Raw genomic sequence first — 16,684 nt, forward strand, 5'->3', positions numbered from 1 at the left:
CCGGCACCGCACCGTGATTCATGTTCGCGGGACCGATGAGTTCTCGCTCCTCCCGGGGTCTATCCACCAACGACGCCGAAGCGCCGCCGGGTTGGTTCTCCGAAGCGGCGCACGAGGAGGGACCATGCCCCGCACGCTCACCGCCCCGATCGCCCGTCGCGCCGGTTCCACCCCTGCAGGACCCGCGCAAGCTCCCCGGGCGACGAGGCTCCTGCTGAGGGGCGGTGTGCTGGCGGGCCCGCTGTTCCTCGTCGCGGGCACCGCCCAGGGCCTCACGCGTGACGGCTTCGCGTTCACCCGCAACGCGATCAGTCAGCTGGCCCTCGGCGAGGCGGGCTGGATCCAGACGGCGAACTTCCTGCTCACGGCCGCCCTGCTCGCCGCCGGCGCGATCGGGCTGCGCCGGGCGCTCCGCCGAGGAGCCGGCGGAACGTGGGGGCCGGTCCTGGTCGGCGTGCTCGCCGCTTCGTTCCTGGCAGCCGCCCTCTTCGCGGCCGACGCCGGAGCCGGATTCCCGGCCGGCGCCCCGGACGCCACCTCGCTCAGCGCGGACGGCGCCGCGCACATGATCAGCGGTATGGCCGGCTACCTCGCCCTGTGTGCCGCGTTCCTCGTCCTGGCCGGCCCGCTCGCAGCCCGCGGACACCGCGGCTGGGCCGTGGCCTCGCGTCTGGTTCCGCTGGGTGTCCTGGCCGGGTTCGCGGGCTCCTCCGCCACCGTCCTGGCCTTCACCCTCGGCGCGGGGCTGGGCCTCGTCTGGCTTGCCGCGGTGACGGCCCGCCTGCTCACCGATGTGTCGCACCCCTAGCCAACCGCCCTTCTTTCGAGCAGCATGCGGCCCTACGAAGAAGATCATTCCACCCATGAGACGGAGTACCTCATGCCCGACACCGTGAACGGCCCAGCCAGCTACTTTCCCTCGATCGAGAAGAAGTACGGCCGCCCCATCGCGGAGTGGAAGGACCTCATCCGGTCCTCGCCGCTGACCAAGCACATGGAGCTCGTCGCCTGGCTCAAGTCCGAACACGGCCTGGGGCACGGCCACGCCAACGCCCTCGTCGCGCACACGCGCGCCGAGGACGAGGGCAGGGAGGGCTGACCCACGGCCTAGCCGCGTGCGTCCACCACCGCGAGGAGCTTGCCGCTGGTGGGGCTGCGGTCCAGCGAGGCCCCGTCGACCGCCTCGACCGCCAGGTCCAGCAGCTGCTCCGCCACCGCCGAGCGGAGCTCCGGGTAGCCGGACAGGAAGGCCTCCCGCAGCCGCTCCGCGTCCGTCGCCCCGGCCCGCTCCACCCGTACGGTCAGCCGCTCGCGCGCGTCCGTACGGTCGAGCCGGATCTGCAGCTCCCCGCGGTGGCCGCCCTGTTCCCCGGCCAGGGCCAGGAAGCGGCGGTGGCTGAGGAAGTACGTCGCCACCCGCATCACGTCACCGGTGCGCCCCCGCAGCTCGAAGCGGGGCGCCGTCCGGCCGCAGGGGCAGCGGCCCGGAACCTCTCGGCCGAGGTCGCCTATCACGTACCGGCCCAGGTGCTGGCCGCGCCGGGCGTGCGTGGTGAAGACCAGCCGGCCCGTCTCGCCCGGCGCCACCGGCCGGTCCTCGACCGGATCCAGGATCTCCATTGTGTGGAGGTCGGAGTGCAGGTGGTGGACACCGCCGGAGCTCTCGGTGCACTGGTAGCCGAGCGGGCCGAGGTCGGTGCTGCCGTAGGTGATCGAGCGGACCGTCTCGATCCCGAACTGCTCCTTCAAGGTGCGCTGTTGCTCCTCGGTGAAGTGCTCGCCGCCGTAGAAGACCTTGCGCAGGCCTCCGTACGCGCGCAGCGCCTCCTCCTCCGCGTGCAGCAGCTGCCACAGGTAGGACGGCATGCCGAAGAGCGTGTCCGCCCCGTGGTCGATCAGGGCCTGCGCCGTGGCGCGGTGGTCGGGCCCCGCGGACAGCGGCAGCTGCACCCCGCCCAGCCGTTCCAGCACCGAGAAGAAGCTGATGAAACTGCCGTACATGCCGCCGCAGTAGAAGAGGTTGGCGGTGCGGTCGCCGACCGGGTCGTAGCCGGCGGCGAGCAGGCCGCGGGCGGCGGCGTGCATCTGGGTGTCGTAGTCGTCGTAGCTGAAGAGCGACAGCGCGGGCGCACCGGTGCTGCCTCCGCTGCGGAAGTACAGCTCGGCATCGGCCCGCGCCACCCGCGCGCCCAGTTTCCGCACGTCCTCCTTGCCCAGCAGCGGGCCCGCGGGCCGCGGCAGGACGACGGGGCGGGCCAGGTCGTCCAGGCATGCGGTGGTGGCGAAGCGGACCGGGTCGGCCTGGACCGCGACGCGGCGGCTGTAGCGCTGCAGGGCGTAGACCCCGTCGTGCGGCTCGCCCGTGTAGCTGTCCGGCATGGCGCCGACCGGCGTGACGCGGGTGACGCCCGCGGCGAGGGCGGTGCGGGACAGCTCGGCGATGTCGGCCGGGCTGCCCGCGAGGCCCGCGGTCTGCAGGTAGCGGCGCATCGGGCGCAGGGTGGCGATCAGCCGCTTTCGGGGCAGCGGCTTGACCCACAGGCTGCGGTGCAGCGGCGAGGCGGTGAGCGGGGACCGGGTGTCGGCCATGACCCGCCACGAACCGTCGGGCGCGGCGAACACCCGGGTCAGGCCCAGGTGTTCCTCCAGCCGGGCCATCAGCTCGGTGGTGGTGAGCTCGGCCGCCTCGGCGGGATCCGGCTCGCCCGCCGACACGTCGGCCGCGGCCGGCGGCCGGGCCGCGAGGACGGCGGCGAACCGCTCGGCGAAGGCGAACACCTCGCCCTCGTCCTCGGTGTCGAGGTAGACCACCTGGGGGCTGGAGCACGCCTGCTGCTCATAGCGGCACACATCGTCCGCGAGGGCGTCGAGCGTGCCGGGATCCGACCAGGCGTCACTCGTCAGGTAGGCGAAGGAGATCCGGTGCCCCCACTCCACCAGCCGGCAGCCGGCCGGCACATGGGCCGCCACCCCTTCGACGGCCCCCTCCCCGCCCCATACGGCGACGGCGTCCGCGGGCGCGCACATCAGGCGCAGCCACTCCTGCCGGGAGGACGGGAAGCGCAGCACGACGATCCGCGCGGCCAGCGCACCGCTGGGGTCCAGGGCCGCGAGCTCGGCCATCAGGTGCTGGGTCAGGAGCGTGTCGCCGCCGCTGGTCTTGAGGACGTTGACGTTCCCGGCGAGCAGGCCCTCGACGATGCTCAGCGGGGCGACCGTCGAGGCGTTGCCCGGGGCGATGTGGGCGACCAGACCGACGGGAGCCCACGCCTCGTAGACCGTCTCGCGCGGATCGGCCCGGTTCAGCCGGCCGGGTGTCGCGCTGCCGAGTTCGCGGCGCAGCTTGCGGGTCAGCTCCCGCCGGCTGAGCAGGCCGCCGAGCTCGGCCAGGAGGGCCGGGTCCTCGCCCGCGGGCAGGTGCGGTGCGAGCCGGGCGTGCAGCGGGTGGGCCGGGTCGCGCAGGGCGGTCGCCAGCGCGTCGCAGGCGGCCAGGACGGTCTCGGTCTCCAGTCCTTCGGCCAGAGCGGCCCCGACGGCGGCCGGCAGATCCGCGAGGCGGCGCCCGGCCTCCTCGTCGCCGACGAAGGCGCCCTGCCAGTAGTGGGGCGCGGCGCCCGCGCCGTCGCCGTGGTCCTCGTACGCGGCCTTGTTCTCCGTCACGGTCACGCCATGCCCTTCATCAGTTCCGCTGCGGCCACCGCGCAGCTGCGGTTGCGGCTCACCCCGGCACGGCCGTGGACGGTGAACCAGGGGGTCCGAAGCCCGCACCCGCAGGCGTCGCCCGGCTGCAGGGAGGCGAGGTCGCCCATGAGCACGCTCTGCGCCGGCACCGAGGTGATGTACGGCGACACGAGGTGCAGGTAGCCCCGCTCGCCGTACGGCAGGGGTTCCAGGGTGCGGGTGGAGCGGATCGCCACCCGGGACCAGACGGGCGCGTGCAGCCGGTGGTGGTCGCACTCGATGTACGGGATGCAGTGCTCCACGGACCCGAAGGTGTCCCGGATCCGCTCGCCCGGGATGCCGAGCTGCTCGGTGACGCGGGTGTACAGCTCCTCCTTGCCGATGCGCCGATCGGCGTGCCCCTTCCAGCCGCCGCCGAGGACGACGAGGGAGCCCTCGGGCAGGCGCAGCGGAGGCAGTCCCATCGCGCGCATCCGCTCCAGGGTGAAGAAGAGGAAGGCCGGGAAGCCGAGGATGCGGACCGGGGCGTCCTCCCGTTCGAAGCGGCGCAGCGCGGCGACGCACCCGAAGGGGTCGAACTCGTGGTCGCCGCCGGTGTTGCGCAGGGCGTACTCGGCGCTGCGCGCCGGGGCGAAGTCGCACAGGTAGTTGTCGGTGAAGGCGGTACCGAGGTTCAGCGAGGGAGCCGGCTCGTAGCTGTACAGCAGGTAGTTGACCTCCTGGTCGGGGGTGATCCAGCCGTTGTGCTCGAAGATCCGGGCGACCATGCGCTGGGCGGAGCGGATGGTCCACCGGTCGAAGAACATCTGCGACTTCTGGCCGGTGGTGCCCGAGGAGGTCAGGTGCAGATCGACCTCCTCGCGCGGGATGGAGAGGACCTCGTGCCGTTTGAAGAAGTTCGCGTGGACGAGCGGTGCGCGGTAGGGCTCGGCCGGGGGAGTGGCCTCGTACAGGGAGCGGAAGAACGCGGAGCGCTCGGTGTGCCAGGCGTTGGTCTCCGCCATGGCCGCCGCGAACAGCTCGTCCTCCGCGGGCCCGAAGGCGTACGGATCGGTCAGGTCGCACAGCTGCTGAACGTGCGGCAGCAGGGCCGGGTCGGGTACGGAGACCGGCGCGAGATGGGGGTTCATGGGATGCATGGGGTGGGTGGGGCTCATGAGGCAACCTCGGAGGATGTGGGCAGGTGGGTCGACGCCCAGGCCGACACGTAGCAGTCCAGGTAGGGCTGGAGGGGTGGTTCGACGGCGACGCCGCGGAAGTCGATCCGCTCGCTGGAACGGGACAGGACGGCGTAGTCGTGGAAGCCGTCACCGTCCGCGCGCATCGCCGGGTAGAGGGCTCCGGCGACGAACCCCTGGGCCAGGAAGGCCGAGAGGGCCTCCTGGTGGGCGAGGGGCACCAGCGCCTCGACGTAGCCGGCGCCCGCACGGGCCAGGGCGCGGGTGACGGGTTCGAGGTACGCGGCGGCGGCGGCCGGGTCCGGGTGCGCGGTCAGCAGACAGGCGTATCCGCCGGCGCGGTTGACGTAGGCGTAGACCTCGAACCGGCCGTCTTCCGGGGTGAGCAGCACGTTCGGGGTGTGCAGCGGGTAGAACCAGCCCTCGGCGCCGGGGAACCGCTCGCGGAAGCGGCGGCGGACGAAGGCGGGCGCCTCGATCAACTCCAGCCGTTCGACCGCCCCTTGGGGTGCGGGCGCGGGGAGCGGGTCGGCGGCGGCCCGGACGCCGGGGTAGCCGATGCCGAGGGCGGCTCCGGCGGTGCGCAGCAACGGCAGCAGCGGGGCGGGTACTTCGGCGACGGGGATCCGGCGATCGAGCACGCCTGCGGAGTGACGCGCGTAGAGCGCGAGGCTCTCGCGGCTGCGGAGATCCACCGCGTTGGGCAGGATGCCCAGGGGGCGGAAGCCGTTGCGTGCGACGACGCGCTGCGGACCGGCGCTGACGGTGCGTACGGTCGCGTACACCGAGTCCAGCCGGCCCGTGTCCAGCATCCCGGCGCACAGCGCCCCGGTCAGGGCGGCGGCCAGGCCCGCCGAGCGGTGCCCGGGGTGGACGGCGATCCCCTCCAGGCGGCCGATGCGGCTGCCCGGCTCGCCGTGGATGGCGGCGGACGCGGTCAGGGCGCCGCTGTCCGCGCAGCGGCCGACGAGCCACAAGGAGTGCGCGTCCGCCATCAACCGGGCCATCTCGGCCGGGTCGGTGCCGAGGGCCACCGGGTAGTGCGGCCCGTACACGGCGTAGTAGAGCTGGCGCAGCTCGGCGATGTCCGCGCTGGTGGCCGGGGCGATGACGGGGTTCACCGGCTGCCCCCGAGGGGCTGCGTACGCCGGTCCGCGTCCGCCGCGGGGGACCCGAGCAGGGCCAGCGCGCAGGCGGCGGGGACCAGGCCGATTCCCTGGATCAGGCACAGCGTCTGCGGCGACAGGACATCACCGGCGGTGCCGAACACCAGGGAGGCCACCGGCAGCGAGGCGCCCAGTACGGCCTGCATCACGGCGAAGAACCCGGGCTTGTCCGCCGTCGGCACCAGCCGCTGGAAGAGGGCCACGAAGCGGACGCTGACGGCCCCGGCACACCATCCGGCCACGGCCAGGCAGCCCGCGACGACGGGACGCTGAGCGATCAGCCCGGGCAGCGCCAGGGCGAGGGCCATGAGGCCCAGGCAGTAGGCGCCGGCGACCGTGGGCCGCCCCGGCACCCGGGCGCCGGTGAAGGCGCCGACGAGCGCACCGGTGCCCAGGGCGGCCTCCAGCAGCGCCACCGTGCCACCGCCGCCCTGGAGGACCGAGCGGGTGTAGAGGGGGATGACGACGAACACGGCGGTGGTGAAGAGGTTCGCCGCGGCGAAGCAGACCAGGATCCGCCGTACGTACGGCAGGTCGCCGAGGATGCGGCGCAGCGTGCGCCGCTGCGGCACGGCTGCCGGCGGGGCCTCCGGGTCGTCTGGGGCGGTCACGGCGTCCGGGGCGGCCGATGCGGTCGCGGCGGCCGCGGCGGTGCGGAATCGGGCGCTCGCGACGAGGAGGGCGGCGGCCAGGTAGGCGGCCGCGCACCCGGCGGCCAGCCCGGCCACCCCGGCCCGGTCGACGGTGAGGGCGCCGAGCAGCGCCCCGCCCAGGCCGGCCAGGGACTGGGTGGACAGCTCGAAGCCGGTGGCCGTCTCGATGTCGGCGTCGTCGACGAGTTCGGGCACCGAGGTGGTCAGGCAGGGGTCGAAGAACGCCTGGCAGGTCGCCAGCGCGAGGCCGGCGGCGTACACGGTGGCGAGCGGCATCCCGCCGCCGTACGCCCACAGCGCGAGGGCGGCCGCGGCGCCCCCGGCCAGTCCGGCGGCGGTCCACAGCACCGAACGGTGCGCGAACCGGGCGACGGCCCGGGCCACGACGGGCGCCAGCGCCACGGCGGGCAGGGTGCAGACCGCCATGAACAGCCCGGAGGCCAGACCGCGGGCGTCGTGGACGGCGTAGGCGACGATCCACCAGGACACGCCGACCTGGAACATGCGCACGGCCCCCTGGGTGAGGACCTGGCCGAGCCACACGGCGCCGAAGGCGCGGTTGCGCAGGATCAGCGGAGCGCGCCGGCCGCCGGCCCCGGCTTCCGCCCCGGCGTCGGTCTCGGGCGCGGCCACGGGGGAGGCGGTCATGCGGTCGGCCTCTCGTCCAGGACCCGGACGAGCTTGCCCGAGCGCGGATTGACGGCGAGGTCGCGGTGGCGCGCCCACTCCACGGACAGCGGGTGCACGAACCCGGCGCGCACGCTGTCCGGATACAGCGGCCGTACGGTCTCCAGCTCCCTGACCACGGACCTGGCCAGCGCGTCCCGGTCGGCCGCGAGCCGGCCGGGAGCGTCGGGGGCCGCCGCCAGCCGCAGGACCAGCCCGTCGCGGCCGTCCCAGCGGCGGACGACGAGCTGCAGGCCGGCCACGTGCCCCGCGGTGTCCGCCGCGGCCACGGCGTCCTGGGCGTCCTGGGTGTAGAGGGAGACAGGGCCCACCCGTACGCCCTCCTCGGCGCGGCCGAGGATCCGGAAGTGGCCGGGCCCGGTGCCGGTCCACTCGGCCCGGTCGCCCGCGGGGTAGCGGATGATCGGCATGAGGCGCCGGAAGAGGCTGGTGACGACCACCCGGCCGGGCCGCCCCGGCTCGGTGATGGGCTCGTCGGTGGCATCGTCGAGGATCTCGACGACCGAGTACGGGGTGAAGGCCCGGTGCACCCGGGCGTCGGGTCCGGGTACGGGGCGGCCGAGCAGGCCGGCGTCGACGCTGGCGTATCCCACGGAACGCACCTCGGCGCGGGGGAACGCGGCGGTCAGAAGGCGCCGTTGGTCGTCGAAGAGCGCCTCGCCGCCGAAGAGGAGCAGCTCCACCGAGTCGAGCCGGACGGCGGAGGCGATGGTCTGTTCGGCGAGCCGGCACAGGGTGGTGGGCGTGCCGGCCAGCACCTGGGCCGCGAGGTCGCGCAGGGTGGGGATCGTCGACTCCAGCGGTGCGCCGCCGCCGATGGGCAGGCGGACGTTGTCCACGGGTGCGTGGGCGAGCGAGTCGAGGACGAACAGGAAGCTGGCGTACAGCTCGCCGGCGTAGAAGAGGTCGGCGACGCGGTGTCCCGGGCGCAGGCCCGTGTCCACGAGTCCCTGGCCGAAGGAGGTGACGAAGGTGCGCCACTCGTCGCGTGTGTAGACGGAGAACTTCGGGGACCCGGTGGTGCCGCCGGTCTTGTAGACCGTGGCCTCGCTGAGCGGGCCGGTCAACACGCGGTTTTCGTGAGGTGAGTTGGCGGCCCAGAAGGCCTTCTGCTCGACCACCGGTAGGTCGGTGAGGCGGTCGGCGTGCGACGGCAGGGATGCGTAGAGGTCCTGGTAGAACGGCGAGTTGTGCCGGGCGAAACGTATGAGGTCCGAGAGTTGCTGGGCGGACATGGGCCTTTGCCTAGGTGATGGGAAGGGGACGGGAGTCCCGGCGGTGCGCGGCGAGTACTCGCCCGCGGGCACGACCGGTGTGAACGGGGGACCCCCCGGCGCCCCCGCCTCCTCGACGCACGTCGAAAGGTGACGCGCGGTCATGATGATGAAACATCAGTGCGCTTGTCACCAAATTGGGCAAGTATTTCCGGCCAGGGCGGTGCTGTGCGCCAGTATTTACGTCCCAGTCGTGCTCCGGCCGCGGGTGCCGGACACCACGCCCCGTGCGTGCGGCCCGCGGGGGAGGAGCTCCACCCCGGCGGCGGTGGTCCGCGTCCGCATCCGCGCCCGGTGGCGGCCCCCCCCCCGGCCCCGCCACGGGCGCCCGCCGCACCAGGCCGAACAGCCCAGCCCGTCGCGCCGGGGCGCGCGGTGGTTCGTAGCGTGTTGCCGTGGCAGCCACCGAGAAGCCGTCGCCCGCCGCCTACCGCAATCTGTTCGTGGCCACGGTCGGGTTCGTGCTCACCTTCTGGGCCTGGGACCTGATCGCGCCGCTGGGCAGCGACTACCGGCACCGGCTCGGGCTGAGTTCGGTCCAGCAGTCGCTGCTGGTCGCGGTGCCCGTGATCGTAGGCTCCGTCGGCCGCGTCCCGGTGGGCGCGCTCACCGACCGCTACGGCGCGCGCCTGATGTTCCCGCGGGTCTCCGCGCTCACCATCGTGCCGGTGCTCCTGCTGATCCCCGCGCGCGACTCGTACGCCGCGACGCTGGCCGTCGGCTTCGTGCTCGGCCTGGCGGGGACCACCTTCGCGATCGGGGTGCCGCTGGTCAACTCCTGGTTCCCGCCCGCCCGGCGCGGCTTCGGGCTCGGGGTCTTCGGCATGGGCATGGGCGGTGTCGCGCTCTCGGGTTACTTCACCCCGCGGATCGCCGCGCACGGCGAGACCCTGCCCTTCCTCGTGGTGGCCGCGGCTCTGGCGGTGTACGCCGTGCTCGCGGCCCTCCTGCTCCGGGACCGGCCCGGCCGACCGGTGCCGAGCGACTCGCTGACCGCCCGGCTCGGCCGGGCCGGCCGGCTGCGGGTGACCTGGGAGCTGTCGGCCCTGTACGCGATCGGCTTCGGCGGCATCGTCGCCTTCGGGTGTACCTGCCGACGTACTTGAAGACCTGGTACGGGCTCTCGCCCACCGACGCGGGCACCAAGGCGGCCGGATTCGCCCTCCTGACCGTGATCGCCCGCCCCTTCGGCGGCTGGCTGGCCGACCGCGTCCACCCGGCCCTGGTCACCGCGGCGGCCCTCGGCTTCGTCGCGCTCCTCGCCGTCGTCCAGGCGTTCGACCCCGCCCTGGACCCCGTCGGAACCATCTGCTTCCTGGCCATCGCGGCGGGGCTCGGTACGGCGAGCGGCAGCGTCTTCGCCCTCGTGGCGCAGGTGACGCCGCAGGCCCAGGTGGGCAGCGTCACCGGCATCGTCGGTGCGGTCGGAGGCCTGGGCGGCTTCGTGCCGCCCCTGGTCATGGGCGCCGTGTACAGCGCCAAGGACTCCTACTCGATCGGCTTCATGCTCCTGTCGGACCTGGCCCTGGCGGGCTGTGTGTACGCGTACGGCCGGATGCGCACCGTACGGCCGGAGGGCGCCGGGGCACAGCCGCCGGGCGGCCTGGGCCAAGGGGCCCCCGCTGTCGGTCACTCGGACGCCCAGTGACGTTTCTGTGGTGAACGGGCTGCGCCGTTGGGGTGAGTAAAGGCTTCGCAAGTGAGGAGTCTGGACTTCACCAAGGGAAGATCCACATCGCGTAAAGGGCCGTCGTGTTGCGACGGCTCCCGCCCCTTCCCCGTGCCAACGCGCCCCTCGGAGGAAACGAACGATGACTTACGGCAACAAGCTGCGGGAACAGATCGCGAAGCCGGGCACCACCCCCCTGATCGGGGTGTACGACATGTACTCCGCCTCGGTGGCGGCCCAGCACTACGACGGGATGTTCGTGTCCGGGTTCGGCTTCGCCGCCTCCTACTACGGGCTGCCGGACATCGGATTCATCGCCTGGCCCGACATGGTGGCCTTCGTCCAGCGGCTCCGCGGCGCCTTCCCCCGCCACCACCTCCTCGTCGACATCGACGACGGGTACGTCGACCCCGAGGTGGCCTGCCACGTCGTGGAGAGCCTGGAGCGGATGGGTGCCTCCGGCGTCATCCTCGAGGACCAGAAGCGGCCCCGGCGCTGCGGGCACGCGGACGGCAAGCAGGTGCTGCCGCTGGGGGAGTACCTGGAGAAGCTGGACATGGTGCTGGCCACCCGCAAGGACCTGGTCGTCGTCGCGCGCACCGACGCGACGGAGGAGGCCGACATCATCCGCCGGGCGCGGGCCCTGGCGGCGACGGACGCCGACGTCGTACTGGTCGACGGGGTGCGCAGCGTGGAGTGGATCGAGCGGATCCGCGAGGCGGTCGGCGGCAAGCCGCTGCTGTTCAACCAGATCGCGGGCGGCAAGTCGCCGCGCCTGTCCCTCAGCGAGCTCACCGACCTCGGCGTCGACGTGGCCATCTACAGCACCCCGTGCCTCTTCGCCGCGCACAAGGCCATGGACACGGCACTGGCCGAGCTGAGGCTCGCGGACGGGCGGCTGCCCGCGGCGGACGGGAGCGACGAGGTCGGTGTCCGCGAGTCCACCCAGCTGCTGGCCAAGAACATCACGCGCCACCACCCGGTGCCGGGAGCGCGCGAGAGCGTGAGCGTGTGACCGGCGCGCGCACCCGGGCCGCCGCCTGTCTCGCGGTCGCCGTCCTCGCGGGCGGCGCGGCACCGGCGGCCGCGAGCGGGAGCCTGATCACCGTCATCGACAACTCGCACGCCGACTCCGTGCTCGAAGTCGACCGGACCGCCAACCTCCAGAGTGGAAGCGGGACCGCGGGCAGCGATCACGAAGGCAGCGCCGTGTACGTGCTCGCCACCCTCCTCGACGCGGCGCATCTGGAACCCGAGGAGGACTGACCCGGACCGGGCCGACCCGGCCTGCCCGGCGCCTTCGCGGGTGGCCGCGCGGGCCGCGGTCGGGGCTTGCGGGCCTCCGGGCCGCCTCAGGTCGCCGTTCGGCCGTCGACGGGGATGTCCAGCCGGTCGGCCAGGGTGGTGAGGGTCGCCCCCAGCGGCAGCGCGACCCGGGTCACGGCGTGCTGGTCGCCGCGGGTCGTGTCCCGGTTGACGATCAGTACGGGCTTTCCGGCCCGGGCCGCCTGACGGACGAACCGCAGCCCCGACATCACGGTCAGCGACGAGCCCAGGACCAGCAGCGAGCTCGCCTCCGCGACCAGGGCCCGGCACCGCTCGACCCGCCGCGGCGGAACGGCCTCGCCGAAGAACACCACGTCCGGTTTGAGGATGCCGCCACACGCTGCGCACGGCACCACGCGAAAGTCCCGTACCTGCTCGTCGGTGAGGTCGGCGTCCCCGTCCGGGTTCAGGCCCGCGGCCACCGGTGCGAAGCCCGCGTTGGCCTCCTCGAGCCGCCGGGCGAGTTCACGGCGCGGGCTCAAGGCGCCGCAGGACAGGCAGACGACCCGGTCCAGACCTCCGTGCAGCTCCACCACGCCGTCGCTGCCGGCGGCCTGGTGCAGCCCGTCGACGTTCTGGGTGATCACCCCCGAGAGCAGCCCGTGCCGCCCGAACGCGGCCACGGCCCGGTGCCCGGCGTTGGGCAGGGCCCGGCCGAACGTCCGCCAGCCGAGGTGACCGCGCGCCCAGTACCGGCGCCGGGCCGGTGCACTGGCGGTGAACTCCTGGTAGGTCATCGGGGTGTGCCGGCTCAGGCTTCCGCCCTCGCCCCGGTAGTCGGGGATGCCCGACTCGGTGGACAGGCCCGCCCCGCTGAGCACCAGCACGCCGCCGGCCCTGAGCGCATCGGCGACCGGCCCCGGATCGGTGGTCCCGGGCCGCGGATCCCCGGTAGGCGTCCAGCTGAGGGTGGGGCGCATACGCATGCCCCCAGGGTACGGAACCCCCCCCGGAACGAGGCCGCGGTCGTTGAGGCCGGGGTCCGGGGACCCGTACGCGTCCTCGTCGCGGCCGTGGCAGCGCGTCCACGCGTACGGGCCGGGGCTCGCCGGGCCCGTAGGGGGTTCGACCGCCCCACGGGTCGGCGATGCGATCGGGGCCCGGCTGGGATCCGGCCGTGACCGGCGCCTCGCCCCCCTCAGGACCCTCGTGCGGAGGGCACCGGCGGCCCCTCGGAGCCGCCGCGCACTCAGCGGCCGAGAGCGGTCTTGAGCTGCTGCTTGGTCATGGTCGAGCGACCTTCGACGCCGCGCTTCTTCGCCTCCTGGTAGAGCTCGTCCTTGGTGCGTTCGGACGAGCCGCCGCCTCCGCCGGACTTCTGCCCGCCCCGTTGCGAGGCCGACTTGCCCTGCGTGGAGCTGCGGCTCGCGGTCTTGCTCTCTCCCGCCCGGGCACGTTCCTTGTTCACCGTGCGGGAGGCCATCTCCTTCGCACGGTCATCGGACATGCCGCGCTTCTCGCCCGACTCCTTGATGTGCTCGTACTGGCGTTCCCGCTTGGCACTTGATCCTCGGGGCATGACGCAACCCTTCATCGACGGACATGACTTCAAGGTCATGGTGCGCGTGCCCGCATCCGCCCGCATCCCACGCCGCTCGGACGGGGGACGGCCGAGGACGGCCCGGGACGGACCCGGCCGTGCGCCGCCGGCGCGGACAGGGCACCGTAAGAAGCGGACAGACAACGTGCGGAACGGGGGAGGGGAGAGGAACAGCCGTGACCGTGAACGAGTCGGATGGCGTAGCTCCATGGGTCGTCTTCGCCAACTTCCTTTCGGATCTGGCGGTGGATCTCGACGAAGGCCAGGCGCTGGCGCAGTGGGCGCTCCAGGCCCCCCGGAAGGCCTGGCTGCTGAGGGACGGGGACGTACTGGTCACCCCGGTACCGCTGAGCGGGGAGTTCCGGCGGTACGTGAGCGGCCTGACCGGAGTGCCGATCGAGCGGGCCCCGGTCATCGAGGTACCGCCCGCGGGCTCCGTCCCCCTCGCGCGGGCGGTCCGCCAGGCCGGGCTCCTCGGGGAGGTGCGCGCTCACGCGGGCCGGCCGGGCACCGCCCTGTTGCCCACGGCCATGGACGCTTCCGCCCTCGCGTTCGCACGGGACCTCGGAATCACCGTGCACCCCTACGCCACCGTCGACGAAGCCGCGGTCGCCCTGCCGGCGACGATGCTGCTGAACACGAAGGCGGGCTTCCGCCACGCCGCCGCGCAGGTGGGCATGCGGTTGCCGGAGGGACGGGTGTGCCGGCGCCCGGAGGTGGAGGAGGCCGTGGGCCGGCTGCTCCGGCAGCACGAGCGCGTGGTGGTCAAACCCGACCGTTCCGCGGGCGGACACGGGCTGCGCTTCCTCTCGCGCACGGACCTGCGCGGGCGGGGAGCGGCCCTGGAACTGGAGCCCGTCGGCGGCGCACAGGGCCTGTGGGTGGTGGAGGAATGCCTGCCGGTGGCGGAGTCGGTGAGCATCCAGATGGAGAACACCGCCTCCGGCACCCGCGCCCTGTTCAGCGGTGCGATGCGCGTGGAAGGGGGATCCTTCACGGGTTACGCGTCCCCCCTGCCGCCGTCCTGCGCGCACGTGGCCGGCGAGCTGGAGGAGTGGGGGATGGGACTGGGGCGCCACCTGGCCGGACACGGCTACCTCGGCCCCTTCGGACTGGACGCGCTCGTCACCTCGGACGGCGTGTCGTACGCGAGTGAGAGCAACGTCCGCCGTACCGCGACCACCACGCCCCACGCTATGGTCACCCGGCTCGCGGCGTCGTGCGGACTCCCCCGTCCGGCGTGGGCGGTGTCGAAGAGGCGGACCCGCCGTCCCCTCGGCTTCGAAGAAGCCCTGGACCGGCTGCGTACCCACGGCATCGCCTTCGACCCGGCGCGCGGCGAGGGCGTGGTGCTCTACGCGGACGCGCCGGCGGACGGCCGCTCGTGGCGGTACGCGGTCATCGCCCGCGACCAGGGCGATGTGGGGGAGCAGGAGGCGGTCCTGGCACGGGCCATGGGGTTCGACGGCCCTTGACCGCCGGGCCACCCCGCCGGCCCGGCCGAGGCTCAGGCCACGCACCGGGTCCGCCGACGGCCCACCGCACGACGAACGGCCCCGCCCTCGCCGTGAGGGGGAGCCGTTCGTCGTACGTGCGCGGCGCCTGCCGACCGGGGGTCAGGCGTGCCGGTGGGAACGCCGGTTACCGGTGACGAGGCGGTAGAGGGCCAGCAGGATGACCGAGCCGACGATGGCGGCGATCCAGGTGGACAGGTCGAAGAACCCGTCGATGGAGTCGACGCCGAAGATGACCTTGCCCAGCCAGCCGCCGAGCAGGCCGCCCGCGACGCCGATGAGCATGGTGATGATGATTCCGCCCGGGTCCTTGCCCGGCATGAGTGCCTTGGCTATGAAGCCGGCGAGCAGCCCGATGAGGATCCAAGCGATGATGCCCATGATGCGTCTCCTGCCATGCGCTGTGAGGTCGGTGTCAGCTCGCTTCTGCGCGCTCCCGGCGATTCCAAACCTCCGCCGCACCGGGCGCGGTGAGACGGGCGGTGGCTCGGGCGAGGGGACGAGCAGCGCCGCCGGGGTGTCAATACCGTCCGCACCGCGTCACGCGGCTCAGCCTGGGGAATGCGGGCAGGCATGCCCCAAATGATCAGTGCCCTAGCCACCCGCATCGCGCACCGCCGCCGGGAGCCCGTCGCCGTGCAGGCCCTGCGGTCCACCGCGGCGGCCGTCATCAGCTACGTCGTCGCGCTGCGCCTCAGCAGCGAGCCGAACCCGCTGACCGCGCCGCTGACCGCCCTGCTCGTCGTCCAGGTCACCCTCTACTCGACGCTGACCACCAGCATCCGCCGGGTGAACTCCGTCGTCGTCGGCGTGCTGATCGCGATCGGCTTCAGTGCGCTGGTGGGCCTCACGTGGTGGAGCCTCGGCCTGCTCATCCTGGCCTCGCTGGTCGTGGGCCACCTGGTCCGGGTCGACGAGTTCGTGCCCGAGGTCGCGATCAGCGCGATGCTCGTCCTCGGCGTCACCCAGGTCACGGACACCGCCTGGGACCGGGTCCTGGAGACGCTCATCGGCGCGGTGGTCGGGCTCCTCGTCAACCTGCTCGTCGCGCCGCCCGTCTGGGTCGGCCCGGCCGGGGCCGCGATCACCGATCTGGCCGCGCGCATGAGCCGGCTCCTGAACCACCTCGGCGAGGAGTCCCTCGGAACCGGCAAGGTGGAACAGGCCGCGGCCCGGCTGCACGAGGCACGGCGGCTCGACAACGACATCGCGCAGGTCGACGCGTCCCTCCGGCAGGCCGAGGACAGCCTTCGCCTCAATCCGAGGGTCAAGGAGGGCCTGCTCTTCCGGCTCGTACTGCGGACGGGTCTGGACACCCTGGAGATCTGCGCCGTGGTGCTGCGCGTGGCCTGCCGGACCATGACGGACCTGACCAAGGCCCGCCCCGACGGCCCGCTCTTCCCGACCGAGACCACCCTCGCGCTGCGGCAGGTGCTCACGCACACGGCCGTCGCCGTGGAGAGCTTCGCCCAGCTGATCACCGCACAGGTCAGCGCCAACGCGGAAGAGGCCGAAGCCCGCCTCGCGGGGGAGCTGGCCGTGGCCCGGGCCAACCGCGACCGGCTCGCGGACCTGCTGCTCGCCGACGTCGGCGAGGACGCGGCCCAGTGGCAGCTGCACGGCGCCCTGCTCGCGGAGATCGACCGGGTCCTCGACGAACTGGGCGTGGACAAGCGGTCCCAGCGCCTGCTGGAGGAACTGGACCACCACACCCGCAGTCGGCGAACCGGCGGCCTGCGCGGCCTGCGCGGCCGCCTGCGCCGCCGCTCCGCCCGGGACCTGCCGGGGGAGTGAGGCAACCGGCGACCCGAGGACGAGGAAGCCCGCCCGCCGCCTGATCACGCACCACCCGCCCCCGAGCTTCCTACGCCGGCGCCTACCCGGTGCTGGACGAACTCGGCCTCGTCCCCGCTCTCGAAAGGGCGGGGGCCGCCCGCAACCACGCGCGCCGGTACATCCGTTGGGGATGGACCGAGCCGAGGGCCGCGCCGGGGGC

At 73.5% G+C, this 16,684-nt stretch carries 14 protein-coding genes and 1 pseudogene; 7 read left to right on the top strand and 8 right to left on the bottom strand.

Annotation, left to right across the window (positions count from 1 at the left end; genetic code table 11):
* Window positions 1-124 precede the first annotated feature (124 nt).
* Together BGK67_RS31395 and BGK67_RS31400 are read left to right on the top strand one after the other, a co-directional pair.
* Window positions 125-808 (top strand): DUF998 domain-containing protein, encoded by a 684-nt coding sequence (locus BGK67_RS31395; protein ID WP_079154478.1) that lies wholly within the window; start codon window positions 125-127, stop codon window positions 806-808.
* Between the two features lie 72 nt (window positions 809-880).
* A complete protein-coding gene (locus tag BGK67_RS31400; protein WP_069923231.1) occupies window positions 881-1,099 on the top strand; it encodes a DUF4287 domain-containing protein in 219 nt (72 codons plus the stop codon).
* Window positions 1,100-1,107: 8 nt separating this feature from the next.
* Here BGK67_RS31400 and BGK67_RS31405 read toward each other — a convergent pair whose 3' ends face one another.
* The 5 genes from BGK67_RS31405 to BGK67_RS31425 are packed head-to-tail and all read right to left on the bottom strand — an operon-like array spanning window position 1,108 to window position 8,600.
* Complete coding sequence (locus BGK67_RS31405; RefSeq protein WP_244291371.1) at window positions 1,108-3,666, bottom strand: acyl-CoA reductase; 2,559 nt, start codon at window positions 3,664-3,666, stop codon at window positions 1,108-1,110.
* Window positions 3,663-4,811 (bottom strand): LuxE/PaaK family acyltransferase, encoded by a 1,149-nt coding sequence (locus tag BGK67_RS31410; RefSeq protein ID WP_069923232.1) that lies wholly within the window; start codon window positions 4,809-4,811, stop codon window positions 3,663-3,665. The genes BGK67_RS31405 and BGK67_RS31410 overlap by 4 nt, the downstream gene beginning before the upstream one ends.
* Before the next feature lie 23 nt (window positions 4,812-4,834).
* Complete coding sequence (locus BGK67_RS31415; RefSeq protein WP_069923233.1) at window positions 4,835-5,980, bottom strand: GNAT family N-acetyltransferase; 1,146 nt, start codon at window positions 5,978-5,980, stop codon at window positions 4,835-4,837.
* Window positions 5,977-7,326, bottom strand: coding sequence for an MFS transporter (locus BGK67_RS31420; RefSeq protein ID WP_079154479.1), 1,350 nt, complete (start codon window positions 7,324-7,326; stop codon window positions 5,977-5,979). The genes BGK67_RS31415 and BGK67_RS31420 overlap by 4 nt, the downstream gene beginning before the upstream one ends.
* The gene (locus BGK67_RS31425) at window positions 7,323-8,600 is read right to left on the bottom strand and encodes a phenylacetate--CoA ligase family protein (protein WP_069923234.1); all 1,278 of its coding nucleotides are present in this window, start codon (window positions 8,598-8,600) and stop codon (window positions 7,323-7,325) included. Before BGK67_RS31425 ends, BGK67_RS31420 begins: the two co-directional genes overlap by 4 nt.
* A gap of 434 nt (window positions 8,601-9,034) precedes the next feature.
* Here BGK67_RS31425 and BGK67_RS31430 point away from each other — a divergent pair.
* The 3 genes and pseudogenes from BGK67_RS31430 to BGK67_RS31440 all read left to right on the top strand — a co-directional run bounded on the left by BGK67_RS31430 (window position 9,035) and on the right by BGK67_RS31440 (window position 11,574).
* A pseudogene (locus BGK67_RS31430) lies at window positions 9,035-10,287 on the top strand (MFS transporter).
* A 163-nt stretch (window positions 10,288-10,450) separates the two neighbouring features.
* The gene (locus BGK67_RS31435; RefSeq protein ID WP_069923235.1) at window positions 10,451-11,323 is read left to right on the top strand and encodes an isocitrate lyase/PEP mutase family protein; all 873 of its coding nucleotides are present in this window, start codon (window positions 10,451-10,453) and stop codon (window positions 11,321-11,323) included.
* The gene (locus BGK67_RS31440) at window positions 11,320-11,574 is read left to right on the top strand and encodes a hypothetical protein (protein WP_069923236.1); all 255 of its coding nucleotides are present in this window, start codon (window positions 11,320-11,322) and stop codon (window positions 11,572-11,574) included. The genes BGK67_RS31435 and BGK67_RS31440 overlap by 4 nt, the downstream gene beginning before the upstream one ends.
* Before the next feature lie 86 nt (window positions 11,575-11,660).
* On the opposite strand, the gene BGK67_RS31445 is transcribed toward BGK67_RS31440, so the two are convergent.
* Both BGK67_RS31445 and BGK67_RS31450 read right to left on the bottom strand, forming a co-directional pair.
* On the bottom strand, window positions 11,661-12,560 hold the full coding sequence (locus tag BGK67_RS31445; RefSeq protein WP_069923237.1) for an NAD-dependent protein deacetylase: 900 nt from the start codon (window positions 12,558-12,560) through the stop codon (window positions 11,661-11,663).
* A 263-nt stretch (window positions 12,561-12,823) separates the two neighbouring features.
* On the bottom strand, window positions 12,824-13,153 hold the full coding sequence (locus BGK67_RS31450; RefSeq protein ID WP_069923238.1) for a plasmid stabilization protein: 330 nt from the start codon (window positions 13,151-13,153) through the stop codon (window positions 12,824-12,826).
* A gap of 203 nt (window positions 13,154-13,356) precedes the next feature.
* Between BGK67_RS31450 and BGK67_RS38415 the strand changes: the two genes are divergently transcribed.
* Window positions 13,357-14,649 (top strand): preATP grasp domain-containing protein, encoded by a 1,293-nt coding sequence (locus BGK67_RS38415; protein ID WP_141754100.1) that lies wholly within the window; start codon window positions 13,357-13,359, stop codon window positions 14,647-14,649.
* Between the two features lie 141 nt (window positions 14,650-14,790).
* Here BGK67_RS38415 and BGK67_RS31460 read toward each other — a convergent pair whose 3' ends face one another.
* Complete coding sequence (locus BGK67_RS31460) at window positions 14,791-15,069, bottom strand: GlsB/YeaQ/YmgE family stress response membrane protein (RefSeq protein WP_069923240.1); 279 nt, start codon at window positions 15,067-15,069, stop codon at window positions 14,791-14,793.
* 192 nt (window positions 15,070-15,261) lie between these two features.
* Here BGK67_RS31460 and BGK67_RS31465 point away from each other — a divergent pair, with 192 nt between their 5' ends.
* On the top strand, window positions 15,262-16,482 hold the full coding sequence (locus BGK67_RS31465) for an FUSC family protein (RefSeq protein WP_069923241.1): 1,221 nt from the start codon (window positions 15,262-15,264) through the stop codon (window positions 16,480-16,482).
* The last annotated feature ends 202 nt before the right edge of the window (window positions 16,483-16,684 follow it).

The organism is Streptomyces subrutilus, assembly GCF_001746425.1.
GTDB lineage: Bacteria > Actinomycetota > Actinomycetes > Streptomycetales > Streptomycetaceae > Streptomyces > Streptomyces subrutilus_A.

Coding starts and splice junctions, on each gene's coding strand:
- BGK67_RS31445 (WP_069923237.1), bottom strand. CDS start 12,560: ATGCGTATGCGCCCCACCCTCAGCTGGACGCCTACCGGGGATCCGCGG.
- BGK67_RS31465 (WP_069923241.1), top strand. CDS start 15,262: ATGCCCCAAATGATCAGTGCCCTAGCCACCCGCATCGCGCACCGCCGC.
- BGK67_RS31435 (WP_069923235.1), top strand. CDS start 10,451: ATGACTTACGGCAACAAGCTGCGGGAACAGATCGCGAAGCCGGGCACC.
- BGK67_RS31400 (WP_069923231.1), top strand. CDS start 881: ATGCCCGACACCGTGAACGGCCCAGCCAGCTACTTTCCCTCGATCGAG.
- BGK67_RS31460 (WP_069923240.1), bottom strand. CDS start 15,069: ATGGGCATCATCGCTTGGATCCTCATCGGGCTGCTCGCCGGCTTCATA.
- BGK67_RS31425 (WP_069923234.1), bottom strand. CDS start 8,600: ATGTCCGCCCAGCAACTCTCGGACCTCATACGTTTCGCCCGGCACAAC.
- BGK67_RS31450 (WP_069923238.1), bottom strand. CDS start 13,153: ATGCCCCGAGGATCAAGTGCCAAGCGGGAACGCCAGTACGAGCACATC.
- BGK67_RS31410 (WP_069923232.1), bottom strand. CDS start 4,811: ATGAACCCCCATCTCGCGCCGGTCTCCGTACCCGACCCGGCCCTGCTG.
- BGK67_RS31420 (WP_079154479.1), bottom strand. CDS start 7,326: ATGACCGCCTCCCCCGTGGCCGCGCCCGAGACCGACGCCGGGGCGGAA.
- BGK67_RS31395 (WP_079154478.1), top strand. CDS start 125: ATGCCCCGCACGCTCACCGCCCCGATCGCCCGTCGCGCCGGTTCCACC.